This window comes from Bradyrhizobium icense (assembly GCF_001693385.1).
GTDB lineage: Bacteria > Pseudomonadota > Alphaproteobacteria > Rhizobiales > Xanthobacteraceae > Bradyrhizobium > Bradyrhizobium icense.
Window position 1 is genome coordinate 4,929,288 of record NZ_CP016428.1, and the last position, 12,319, is coordinate 4,941,606.

The 12,319-nt window shown below is 63.6% G+C and carries 10 protein-coding genes and 1 pseudogene; 1 reads left to right on the forward strand and 10 read right to left on the reverse strand.

From position 1 onward, the window contains the following. Positions 1-99: 99 nt before the first annotated feature. On the reverse strand, positions 100-2,433 hold the full coding sequence (locus LMTR13_RS23390; protein WP_065729874.1) for a Tex family protein: 2,334 nt from the start codon (positions 2,431-2,433) through the stop codon (positions 100-102). A gap of 228 nt (positions 2,434-2,661) precedes the next feature. On the opposite strand from LMTR13_RS23390, the gene LMTR13_RS23395 reads away from it, so the two are divergent. Further along, positions 2,662-3,918, forward strand: coding sequence for an Hsp70 family protein (locus tag LMTR13_RS23395; RefSeq protein ID WP_065729875.1), 1,257 nt, complete (start codon positions 2,662-2,664; stop codon positions 3,916-3,918). A 29-nt stretch (positions 3,919-3,947) separates the two neighbouring features. On the opposite strand, the gene LMTR13_RS23400 is transcribed toward LMTR13_RS23395, so the two are convergent. The 9 genes and pseudogenes from LMTR13_RS23400 to LMTR13_RS23440 form a co-directional block, all read right to left on the reverse strand. Further along, the gene (locus LMTR13_RS23400) at positions 3,948-4,475 is read right to left on the reverse strand and encodes a carboxymuconolactone decarboxylase family protein (RefSeq protein ID WP_065729876.1); all 528 of its coding nucleotides are present in this window, start codon (positions 4,473-4,475) and stop codon (positions 3,948-3,950) included. A gap of 526 nt (positions 4,476-5,001) precedes the next feature. Further along, positions 5,002-5,361, reverse strand: a complete 360-nt coding sequence (locus LMTR13_RS23405; RefSeq protein ID WP_065729877.1) for a Zn-ribbon domain-containing OB-fold protein — start codon at positions 5,359-5,361, stop codon at positions 5,002-5,004. Then, positions 5,358-6,493 (reverse strand): annotated as a pseudogene (locus LMTR13_RS23410) (thiolase family protein). Before LMTR13_RS23410 ends, LMTR13_RS23405 begins: the two are co-directional and overlap by 4 nt. 143 nt (positions 6,494-6,636) lie before the next feature. After that, complete coding sequence (locus tag LMTR13_RS23415) at positions 6,637-7,803, reverse strand: acyl-CoA dehydrogenase family protein (RefSeq protein ID WP_065729878.1); 1,167 nt, start codon at positions 7,801-7,803, stop codon at positions 6,637-6,639. A gap of 9 nt (positions 7,804-7,812) precedes the next feature. After that, positions 7,813-9,030, reverse strand: coding sequence for a CaiB/BaiF CoA transferase family protein (locus LMTR13_RS23420; protein WP_065729879.1), 1,218 nt, complete (start codon positions 9,028-9,030; stop codon positions 7,813-7,815). Between the two features lie 126 nt (positions 9,031-9,156). Further along, entirely contained in the window at positions 9,157-9,372 is a 216-nt protein-coding gene (locus LMTR13_RS23425; RefSeq protein ID WP_065729880.1) for a hypothetical protein, read from the reverse strand. 132 nt (positions 9,373-9,504) lie between these two features. Beyond that, positions 9,505-10,674, reverse strand: coding sequence for an acetyl-CoA acetyltransferase (locus tag LMTR13_RS23430; protein ID WP_065729881.1), 1,170 nt, complete (start codon positions 10,672-10,674; stop codon positions 9,505-9,507). 56 nt (positions 10,675-10,730) lie between these two features. Beyond that, complete coding sequence (eda, locus tag LMTR13_RS23435) at positions 10,731-11,381, reverse strand: bifunctional 4-hydroxy-2-oxoglutarate aldolase/2-dehydro-3-deoxy-phosphogluconate aldolase (RefSeq protein WP_065729882.1); 651 nt, start codon at positions 11,379-11,381, stop codon at positions 10,731-10,733. After that, positions 11,378-12,316 (reverse strand): sugar kinase, encoded by a 939-nt coding sequence (locus LMTR13_RS23440; protein WP_065729883.1) that lies wholly within the window; start codon positions 12,314-12,316, stop codon positions 11,378-11,380. The genes eda and LMTR13_RS23440 overlap by 4 nt, the downstream gene beginning before the upstream one ends. Positions 12,317-12,319 lie beyond the last annotated feature (3 nt).

The window sequence follows — 12,319 nt, forward strand, 5'->3', positions numbered from 1 at the left end:
GTGGACTCCGGATCAGCAGCGCACCGCCATAGCGCGTCGAAGACGCGCGTGAACGCGCTTATGGCGCTGCGCAGCATCCGGGGAACGCGTCGCCTGCCCCTACCCCGCCTTGCCGCGTCCATTCTTTTCGGCGGCGCGACGGAGCGCTTCAGCGAGGGCACCGCCCTGCTCCTGCGGCTTGCGCGGTGCCGACGACGTCATCGACGCCTTGGAATACTCGCGCATCTTGCTGTCCGACAACTTGGGACCTTTAGCGCCGACTTCGTCGTCGAGCCGCAGCGTCAGCGCGATGCGCTTGCGGGCGACCTCAACCTCCAGCACCTTGACCTTGACGATGTCGCCGGGCTTCACCACCTCGCGCGGATCCTTGATGAAATTCTTCGACATCGCCGAGATGTGCACCAGGCCGTCCTGATGCACACCGATATCGACGAAGGCGCCGAACGCCGCGACATTCGTGACGGTGCCTTCCAGGATCATGCCGCGCTTGAGGTCCTTGATCTCCTCGACGCCTTCCTTGAACACCGCGGCCTTGAAGGCGGGACGCGGGTCGCGACCGGGTTTTTCCAATTCGCGCAGGATGTCGGTCACCGTCGGCAGGCCGAAGGTTTCATCGACAAAGACCTGCGGCCTCAACTGGCGCACGACGTCGGCATTACCGATCAGCGCCTTGATGTCGCTCTTGGTTGCAGCCAAAATCCGTCGCACGACCGGATAGGCTTCCGGATGCACCCCGGACGCATCCAGCGGGTCTTCGCCATTGTTGATGCGCAGGAAGCCGGCGCATTGTTCGAACGCCTTGGGTCCCAGCCGCGGGACTTCCTTGAGCTCCTTGCGCGACTTGAACGGCCCGTTAGCATCGCGATGCTGCACGATGCTCTGCGCGAGCCCCGCGCCGATGCCCGACACCCGCGCCAGCAGCGGCGCGGAAGCGGTGTTGGCATCGACGCCCACGGCGTTAACGCAGTCTTCGACCACGGCGTCGAGCGAACGAGCCAGCTTCGCTTCGCCGAGATCATGCTGGTACTGCCCGACGCCGATCGCCTTCGGGTCGATCTTGACGAGTTCGGCGAGCGGGTCCTGCAGACGCCGCGCGATCGACACCGCGCCGCGCAAGGTAACGTCGAGCTCCGGCAGCTCTTCCGATGCAAAAGCCGAGGCGGAGTAGACCGACGCGCCGGCCTCCGACACCACGATTTTCGACATCTTGAGATCCGGCAGCAGCTTGACGAGCTCGGTGGCCAGTTTGTCGGTCTCGCGCGAGGCGGTGCCGTTGCCGATCGCGATCAGCTCGACGCGGTGCGCGACCGCGAGCTTGCCGAGCGTCGCCAGCGCTTCATTCCATTGCCGCTGCGGCTCGTGCGGATAGACGGTCGTGGTCGCCACCACCTTGCCGGTGGCGTCGACGATTGCCGTTTTGACGCCGGAGCGGTAGCCGGGATCGAGCCCCATGGTGACGCGGGCGCCGGCGGGCGCCGCCAGCAGCAGGTCGCGCAGATTCGAGGCGAACACCCGCACGCCCTCGGTCTCGGCCGCCGTCCACAACCGCATGCGCAGGTCGATGTTGAGATGCACCTGGATCTTGGTGCGCCAGGCCCAGCGCGCGGTCTCCACCAGCCAGCGGTCGCCGGGGCGCTTCTGATCGGTGATGCCAAAGCGCTGCATGATCTTCAGTTCATAGGCGCTGGGGACGCCGGCCTCAGGCACATTGGCCTCGGGCTGGATCTGCAGCTCCAGAATTTCTTCCTTCTCGCCGCGGAACAACGCGAGGATGCGATGTGACGGCAGCTTGTGCAGCGATTGGTTGAAATCGAAATAGTCCTTGAACTTCTCGCCTTCGAGCTTCTTGCCCTTGCGCACCGTGGAGATCATCAGCGCGCTGGTCCACATCTCCTCACGCAGCCGTCCGATCAGGTCAGCATCTTCGGCGAATCGCTCCACCAGAATCGCGCGGGCGCCTTCGAGGGCGGCTGCGACGTCCGCCACCTGCTTTTCGGCGTCGACGAAGCTGGCGGCCACGACCTGCGGATCGTTCTGCGGTTGCGTCAGCAGCAGCTCGGACAACGGCTCGAGTCCGGCTTCCTTGGCGATTTCGGCCTTGGTGCGGCGCTTCGGCTTGAACGGCAGGTAGATATCTTCCAGACGGCCCTTGGTGTCGGCTGCCATAATCTGGGCTTCCAGCGCGGCGTCGAGCTTGCCCTGCTCGCGGATCGAATCGAGGATTGCCACCCGGCGCGCTTCGAGCTCGCGCAAGTAAGTCAGGCGCTCTTCCAGGGTGCGCAACTGCGCATCATCGAGCCCGCCGGTGATCTCCTTGCGGTAGCGCGCCACGAACGGCACCGTGGCGCCGCCGTCCAGCAGTTCGACGGTTGCCGCGATCTGCTCTTCGCGGACACCAAGTTCTTGCGCAATCTGTCGATTGATATTTGCCACGCGACCTCTTTCCAAAGCCGTTTGCGGCGGGAGGACCGGCCGCGGGGACGCCGCTTATGGACCATCTCAGAGCGATTTTTCAACCCGCCGCAGGAAAGAAATTGATCTGTGGATCGGCCCAATCGGTCGGCAATGGCCGCGCAGGATTCGCAAAGGAAAAGCACACCGAGATAGGGGTGGATTGATGGCCCTGTAATGTGTAAACGGGCGCTCCCTCCCGGAGCCCCCATGTCGATCTGCGGCCTTGATTTCGGAACGTCGAACACGACGCTCGGCACCATGGAAGACCGAGTGCCGGTGCTGGTGGCGCTGGAGGCGGCACACAGCACGATTCCGAGCGCGATCTTCTATGAAGCGGATGGCGGTGTTCTGATCGGCCGCAGGGCCATCGAAGCCTATGTCGAAGGAACGGCCGGCCGCCTGATGCGCAGCCTGAAATCGGTGCTCGGCACGTCGCTGATCGAGGAAACCACCCGGCTCGGACGTGCCCGCATCAGCTTTCGCGATGTGATTGCCAATTATCTCGGCGCGATCAAACGTCGCGCGGAACAGGCTACGGGCAGCCAACTGCGCCATGTCGTCCATGGCCGTCCCGTCCATTTCGTCGACAATGCGCCGGATGCCGATCGCAAGGCGGAGGAAACCCTGCGATCGATTGCGCAAGGAATCGGTTTTGACGAAGTCACGTTTCAGTTCGAACCGATTGCCGCGGCGCTGGACTATGAACGGCAAATCACTTCCGAGGAACTGGCATTGATCGCCGATATCGGCGGCGGCACATCCGACTTCTCGATCGTGCGCCTGGGTCCCGAACGCCACGGCAAGGCCGATCGCACAGCCGATATTCTCGCCAATGATGGCGTCCGCATCGGCGGCACCGATTTCGACCGTCAGCTCAGCCTCGGCGTGGTCATGCCGTTGTTCGGATTCCGCAGCGCCATGAAGCGCGCCGGGCTTGACGTGCCCTCGAGTTATTTTCACGACCTCGCCACCTGGTCGAACATCAACCGCATGTATGAGCCGCGCGTGGTGGCGGATATCCGCCAGGTGCGGCAGCAGGCGGCCGAGCCGGAACTTCTCGACCGGCTGATCCGCGTGGTCCACGAGCAGCGCGGCCATACGCTGGCAATGGAGGTCGAAGACGCCAAGATCGCGCTCTCCGAGAAGCGCCGGGCGGACATCCCGCTGGAGTGGGTTGCGCCCGGTCTCAGCGCCGACATCGGCCGCCCCGACCTCGTCAGCCATACGAAGCCGTTGGCCGACCGCGTCGCGGCACGTATCAGGAACTGCCTCGTTCAGGCGGGACTGGCCGCTGAAGAGATCGACTCGGTGTTCCTGACCGGCGGCTCGGTAAAACTCACGCACGTCCACAAGGCGATCACCCAGGCCGTGCCGTTAGCCCGCATTGTCGAAGGCGACATCTTCGGCGCCGTCGGCAAGGGACTGACGCTGGAGGCGCTACGGCGATACGGCCCCGCGAACTGAGATCAGCGGTTCGCGTATTCAACCGCCGCTCACCCCACCACTTCCGTCACCGGCTGCATATCGATGGCAAAGGTTTCCAGAAACTTCGACGTCATAATGTAGAAGCCGACCGAAAGCTGCAATTCGACCAATGCGGCCGGTGTCAGCTTGGCGGCAATGGCGTTGAAGGTCGCGTCCGTGGGCTTGTGACGCCTGACGATCTCGTCGGTGAAGGCGAGCGCGGCGCGCTGTACCTCGTTGAAGCAGGTCGCCGCCTCCCAGTTCTCCAGCGCCTCGTTCTGCTCGTCGGTCACGCCGACGTTCTTCCCGATTCGCTTGTGGGCGACGATCTCGTAAGGCGCCTCGCACAGGATGCCGGTACGGGTGATGGCAAGCTCCCGCACGATCGGGTCCAGTTCGCCCTTGTGCCTGATCGCCCCGCCCAGCCGGCAGTATTGTTCGAGATAGCTCGGCGAGTGCGCCATCATCCGGAAGATGTTCGCATTGCGGTTTTTGCCGAGCAGTTCGCGGGTGCGATCGTTGTGCTTGGCGGGATCGCTATATTCGATGCGGGCCATTCGTCACCTTGGGCTTTGGTTTTTTCTGATTTGCTGACAGGGAGATCATGCACTGCAGCAGGGAGCCGATCAACCGTCGAGACGTGGCGGGCGCAGGTTTGAGCCTAGGCCCAGGCCGCCAAACACGCTCCAAAAAACTCCCTTTCTCGTGCACAAACCGGCTGCGAGCGAGCCAAATTGCCGCCTCAATGCTGGTCGATTCTCGGGACTGTCGATATTCGCTGAGTGGGGACTCAAAAGAGCGAATACTCGTCGCGGGGTGTTCCGAGTAAAACCAAACTGAGCTCATCAGGCCTTCACGGGCAAGGATGACTCATGCCCAAGTCTAGGGAGCTAGGCATGAAGGAAGCCACCAGGAAGGCGGCCTCGGAAGCGCTTGCGCAGATGCTGGCGGTAACAGCGATGCTCGTCATCGCCAGCGTTGTGTTCTACTGGCACTGAATGTTGACGCGTCGAAGCACTCAGATTTTTCACCCGTTCCGCGTAATTCTGGGTTGCTTCGCTGCGTGAGCATTGCGCCTGACACTCACCTCGTTTTCTCGAAATACGGGACCAACCTTCCCGCAAACGACCGATAGCTTGCCGTGACCTCATCGCCAATCGCGAGATCGGCGGCGCCATGGGCCATCATGCGAAAGCCCTCGGCCGCATCGACCAGCACAATATTGTACGGAACATGCGCGCGGGTTTCCGGCGTCGCGGCGCGGCAGACCAGCGACGTCGCATAGACCGTCCCCGCGCCGCTGGCACGCCTCTCTACTAGGGCCGGCGCGCCACAGGCGGCGCAGAAGCTGCGGTGGAAATACTGCGCTTTCCCGCAAGCGCCGCAGGATTGATAGACGATGGCCTCGGCGCCCCTGGTCCAGTCTGCGATTCGATCGGTCATCGCACCCGCTCCAGGAACATGCTGACATGCGACGACAATACGCCGCCATCGCCGTGCAGCAGCGCGACCGAGGCATCGCGGACCTGCCGCGGCCCGGCCCGCCCCGTCATCTGCAGATGCGTCTCAACCAGATGCGCCATTGCGCCGCCGACGCCGCAATGGCCGTAGCTTAGAAGCCCGCCATGGGTGTTGAGCGGCATGGCGCCATCACGGCCAAAATGTCCTGCCCGCACCCGCGCCGCCGCCTCACCGCGGCCGGCAAGGCCGAGATCTTCCAGCAGCATTGCGAGCGTAATGGTGAAACTATCGTAGACCGCCGCATAACGTACATCCGATATCGCGACGCCGGATGCGACCTTGGCCTTGGCGATCGCCATCTCGGCACCGAGCTCGCTCAAACCGGGTGCAGCCGTGACGTGCTGATGGGTATGCGCCTGCGCACAGCCACGCACGCGAATGCCCATCGCACTGGTCGGCTCGCGGCTGACCACGAACGCCGCGCCGCCGTCGGACACCGGGCAGCAGTCCAGGAGCTTCAGCGGCATCGCCACCGGTTTCGAGGCCATCACGTCCGCGACGGTGATCGGCTCGCGGAATTGCGCGCCGGGATGCGTCAGGGCGTGAGCGCGCATCAGGACTGCGAATTCAGCGAGGTCATCCTGCGTGACACCATATTCGTGCATATAGCGCGACGCGACGAGGCCGTAATAGGCGGAATCGTCGGCCCCAGCGGCACCTCGTATTCGGGGTGGCCGACCTGCGCCAAGGCCTGGATCGAAGCGTCGCGGCTTTGCCCGGTAAGACGGTTTTCGCCGCCGACAACGAGCACATGCTTCACCACACCGGCGTCGACCAGATGATGCGCCAGCATGGTCATCGCGAGCCCGGTGGCGCCGCCGACTTGGACGGCGTGGGCGTAGGACGGCTGGATGCCAAAATGCTCGGCAAACACGGTTGCGAGCATGATGTGCGGCGAGACTGTCGAGTAGCCGCAAAGAATGCCGTCGATCTCGGATCGCTTCAGCCCGGCATCGGCGATGGCAAGCTCAGCCGCCTTGCTCATGAGATCGAGCGAGGACGAGCCTTCGTGCTTGCCATAGGACGTCAGCCCTACGCCGGTGATGAAGCTCATGATGTCAGGGCCTCACATTTCTATCGTCGTCATTCCGGGGATGCATCGAAGATGCGAACCCGGAATCTCGAGATTCCGGGTCTGGTCCTTCGGACCATCCCGGAATGACGACCGAAAATTCGCAATCCGTCACACGGCGACCGCTAATACGACTTCGGTAGCCCCAGCACCTTCTCGGCGATAAAACTGAGAATGAGCTGCGGGCTGATCGGCGCGATGCGCGGGATCAGAGATTCCCGCAAATAGCGCTCGACGTGATATTCCTTGGCGTAGCCGAAGCCGCCATGGGTCATCACCGCCTGCTCACAGGCGTGAAAGCCGGCTTCGGCGGCGAGATATTTGGCGGCATTGGCGGCGGGCCCGCACTGCATGCCCTGGTCGTACTGCCAACCGGCAGAGAGCACCATCAGCCACGCGGCCTCCAGTTCCATCCAGTTCTTCGCTAAGGGGTGCTGGATGCCCTGGTTCATGCCGATCGGGCGGTTGAATACGATGCGGCTCTTCGCATAGGCCGCGGCTCGCGACAGCGCGACCTGGCCGAGGCCGACCGCTTCGGCCGCGATCAGGATACGCTCGGGGTTCATGCCATGCAGGATATATTCGAAGCCGCGGCCCTCTTCGCCGAGGCGATCCTCGACGGGAATTTCAAAGTTCTCGAAGAACAGTTCGTTGGAATCGACGGGCTTGCGGCCCATCTTCTCGATCTCGTGCACGGTGACGCGCTGCTTGTCGAAATCCGTGTAGAACAGGCTCAAGCCATGGGTCGGGTTCTTCACCTCTTCCAGCGGCGTGGTGCGCGCCAGCAGCAGGATCTTGTTGGCGACCTGTGCCGTTGAAATCCAGACTTTCTGGCCGTTGACGAGATATTTGTCGCCCTTGCGCACCGCGCGGGTCTTCAACTGCGTGGTATTGAGGCCGGTGTTGGGCTCGGTCACCGCAAAACAGGACTTGTCGCGGCCGTCGATGATCGGCGGCAGCATGCGCGTGCATTGCTCCTTGGTGCCGAACACGACAACGGGATTGAGCCCGAACACGTTCATGTGCACGGCGGACGCACCCGACATGCCCGCGCCCGATTCCGCAATCGTCCGCATCATGATCGCGGCATCGGTAATGCCTAACCCCGACCCGCCATATTCCTCGGGAATGCAAATGCCGAGCCAGCCGGCATCCGCCAGCGCGCGATGGAAGTCGGCGGGATAGCCGCCTTCCTTGTCCTTCTTCAGCCAGTAGGCTTCGTCGAATCGCGAACAGATTTTGCCGACCGCGTCGCGGATCGATTCCTGGTTGGCGGATAGCGCGAAATCCATGTGTCCGTCCTATGTATTTGGCACGGCTGCATTTGGCGCGACCTTGGTGACGCCTTCGCGCACCAGGGCTGCAATCTCGTCCGCCGAGAATCCCGCTTCGCCGAGGATTTCGGCGCTGTGCTCGCTGAGGCGCGGCGCGAGCCGTTTCGTCTCGACCGGCGTTTCGGAAAATTTCGCCGATGGCCTCATGTTGCGGATGCGGCCCTCGGTCGGATGACCGACCACCGGAAAGAAATCGGTCGCGACGATGTGCGGATCGCCGAGCAGGCTTTCGAGGTCGTGCATCGGCATCACCGGCACGTCGGCTCTCTCCAGGATAGCCGACCATTCGGCGGTGGTTTTGGTCTCGAGGATGCGAGCCAGTTCGGCATAGACAGCGTCGATGTTGGCGGCGCGGCCGGCGAACGTCGCAAATTTGGGGTGGACGCGAAGGTCGTCGCGCCCGGTGGCTTCGAAGAAGTTCTGCCACTGCTTGTCGTTGTAGACGATGACGCAGATATAGCCGTCGGAGGTCTTGTAAGGCCGACGGTCCGGCGACAGGTGACGGGCATAGCCGCCCTTGTCGAGCGGCGGCTCATAGGTCAGCCCGCCCATGTGGTCGCCCATCACGAAACCGGCCATGGTTTCGAACATCGGAATATCGACGCGCTGGCCGCGCCCGGTACGGTTTCGATCGACCAGGCTGGCGCAGATCGCGCCCACCGCGGTGAGCCCGACGATACGGTCGACGAGCGCGTTGGGCACGTAGCGCGGCACGCCATCGGCGGTCTGCGCCATCAGCGCCGGCAACGCGGTCGCGCCCTGGATCAAGTCGTCATAGGCGGGTTTTGCCGCATAGGGCCCGTCCTGGCCGAAGCCGAACACGCCGGCGTAGATCAGACGCGGATTGATTTTCGCGACCACGTCGTAACCGAGATTCAGCCGCGCCATCGCCTGCGGCCGCACGTTGTAGACCAGCACGTCGGCGGATTTGACCAGCCGCAGCACAGCGTCCCGTCCAGCCGGCTTCTTCAGATCGAGGCAGATTGAGCGCTTGCTGCGGTTGGTATTGAGGAACACGGGCCCCATGCCGGGATGGCGGGTCGGCCCGATCTGCCGTGTCACGTCGCCATCGGGGGATTCAACCTTGATGACGTCGGCGCCGTAATCGCCGAGCATCTGGGTTGCATAGGGACCCATCAGCACGGTCGTCATGTCGATGACCTTAATGTCCGCCAATGGTCCCATGGATCAGCTTGCTCCCCGCCATGCGGCCGTTTTCGCCCGCATTGTTGTATCTGGGAACCAAGTAACGGCAGGCGCTTGCGAAGATCAAGGCGCGCCCAGCGTATAGCCGTATGCGCGCGACAGCAGTTATTTCTCGGACGACTGCTTCTTGGATCTGGCGTCGCGCTCCCGGGTCAGGCGTTCCAGCTCCTCATTCTGCTGGCTGAGCCGGTCGGCGATGCGCGCCTCATTCCGTTCGCCAGAAGCGGCAGCGGCTTGTTCGATCAACTGGCGGATGTTGTCTTCCAGAATCCTGATCCGGTTGTTCAGTTCCGCCTCTGACATCGAACTTTCGTTGCTCATGATGCACGCTCCGGAAAACTGTAGGGTGGGCAAAGCGAAGCGTGCCCACCAGCCTCACCTCTCGGACTCACGGACCAATGGTGGGCACGGCGCAAGCGCGCCTTTACCCACCCCACGTTAGCACGTTCGCGGTTACTTTGCGGGCTCCAGCACGGAAACGTAGTTCGCCACCGCCGCGCCGCCCATATTGAAGATGCCGGCCAGTTTTGCGTTCTTGAGCTGCATGCCCTCGGGCGCCTGGCCGACGAGTTGCATCGCGCTCATCACGTGCATGGAGACGCCGGTGGCGCCGATCGGATGGCCCTTGGCCTTCAGGCCGCCGGACGGATTGACCGGCAGCTTGCCGTCCTTGTGGGTCCAGCCTTCCTTGACGGCACGGGCACCCTGCCCGCGCGGCGTTAGCCCCATCGCTTCATATTCGATCAGCTCGGCGACGGTGAAGCAGTCGTGGGTCTCGACAAAGGAGAGATCGGAGAGCTGTACGCCAGCCTGCGCCAGCGCGCGCTGCCAAGCCACCGTGCAGCCTTCGAACTGCAGGATGTCGCGCTTTGACATCGGCAGGAAATCCTGCGCATGCGCGGTGGCCCGGAAGTTCACCGCCTTGCCCATCGTCTTGGCGGTTTCGGAATCCGTCAGCACCAGGGCTGCCGCGCCGTCCGACACCAGCGAGCAATCGGTGCGCTTCAGCGGGCCTGCGACGAACGGATTCTTCTCGCTCTCGGCGCGACAGAATTCAAAGCCGAAATCCTTGCGCATCTGCGCGAACGGGTTGGCGACGCCGTTTTTGTGGTTCTTGGCCGCGATCATCGCCAGCGCGTCCGACTGGTCGCCGTATTTCTGGAAATAGCTTTGCGCGATCTTGCCGAACACGCCGGCAAAGCCGCCGACGGTATCGCCATCCTCAGGCAGATAAGACGCCTTCAGGAGGTAGCGCCCGATATCGGCCGACGGCGTCCGCGTCATCTGCTCGACGCCGACCACCAGCACGACCCTGGCCGCGCCCGCGGCGATCGCCCGGATACCCTGGTGCACCGCGGCCGAACCGGTGGCGCAGGCATTTTCGACCCGCGTAGCCGGCTTGAAGCGCAGTTTCGGGTCGGCCTGCAGCACCAGCGAGGCGGTAAAATCCTGCGGCGAGAAGCCGGCATTGAAATGCCCGAGCACGATTTCGTCGACGTCTTCGGCTGATATGCCGGCGTCGGCCAACGCATCGGTCGCGACCTTGACCACGAGGCTCTCGACGGTTTCCGCGTCGAACTTGCCGAATGGCGTGTGCGCCCATCCGACGATGCTGGCTGTCATGGTCGTTCTCCCTGTTTAGGTTCTGAAGGCTTTTGTAGCCTATCGGGGAACAGACTTCACGCCGGTTTCAGCGATTTCATGTTCCGCGCGCACATGGCGGTTATGCCGGGCCAGTTCCCGGATCGGATATCGGCGGGCGGGCAGAGCCAGGAACCGCCAACCGCCACGACATTTGGTTCGGCCAGCCAAGAGGCTGCGTTGGCCTCTCCGATGCCGCCAGTCGGGCAAACCCTGACATTGGGAAACGGCCCCGCCAGCGCCCGAAGTGCCTTGATACCGCCGGACTGTTCCGCTGGGAAGAATTTAACGATGTCGAAGCCGGCCGCCAGCGCCTGCATCAACTCGGAAGCCGTCGCGATCCCGGGGGCGAACGGCAGGTCGCTTGCGGCGGCGGCTTTCAGGAGCTCGGGCGTCGCCCCCGGGCTGATGCCGAATTTGGCCCCGAGTGCCTTCGCCCTTGCCAGATCGTCGGCGTTCAGGATCGTACCGATGCCGACGACGGCGTCCGGCACTTCCGCGATCATCGCCTTGGCCGCGTCTGCGGCCACCGGCGTTCGCAGGGTGACTTCCAACACACGCACACCGCCCGCAACCAGCGCGCGCGCCAGCGGCACTGCGTCCGCCAGCCGCTCGATGGTGAGCACGGGAATGACGGTCGCGGATTTGAAGATGGCGGCGAGTTGTTCCTGCCTTGTGGCTGAGGTCATGGAGATGCCTTGCGGGAGATAGCGGAAATGAGGCCGGGCGGCATCGCTGCGCGCGGGATGATCGCCCCGGGATGACATACCACAACCCCGGCCAGGCGGTGTCCCGCTTGCGCCGCTTCGATCGGGTCCGCGCCGGCAAGACGCGCGGCAACATAGGCGGCGGCAAAACTGTCGCCGGCGGCCGTGGTATCGACAACGGGTGCTTTCAGCGGCTCGGCCTTGACCGGATGCAGGACGCGGTGAAGACGAAGAATGCTCGCCGGTTGCGAAAGCTTCAGCACCACTTCCGCGCCCGGAATCCGCGCCAGCAAGGCTTCATTGCTTTCGCCGGGATAGAGCGGCAGCAGGTCCTCGGTGGAGGCCAGCACGATATCGGCCGCGGCAAAGGCCTCCTGGAAAACCGCGCGGGCGATGTCGAGATCGGGCCAGCCCCTGGGGCGGAAATTGGTGTCAAAGGCGAAACGTACCCCGGCTTCACGCGCGCGCTTGAGCGCCGCAAACAGCCGCGCCCGGCCCTCTCCGCTATAAAGCGAGAGTGTGATCGCCGAGAGATAGACGACGTCATAGCCGGCCAGCGAATTCAGGATCTCCGGCGTCTGTGGCAAATCCATCAGACTGCGCGCGGCGGCACTGTCGCGCCAGTGGAAGAACCGGCGTTCACCTTTGTCGTCGGTCTCGATCATGTAGAGACCCGGCAGTTTGCCCGGCAGCCGCGCCACGCGCCCCGTCCCGATACCCTCCGCCGCCCAGCCGGCGATCATCTCGTCGCTAAGACTGTCGTCGCCGAGCGCGGTGATGTAGTCGGCGCCGGCGCCGAGGCGGGCGAGATAGACAGCGGTATTGAGCGTGTCGCCGCCGTAGCCACGCGAAAACAGGCCTCCATCGGCCTGCTTCAGCTCGACCATGCACTCGCCAATGCAGGCAACTCTGCTCATGAC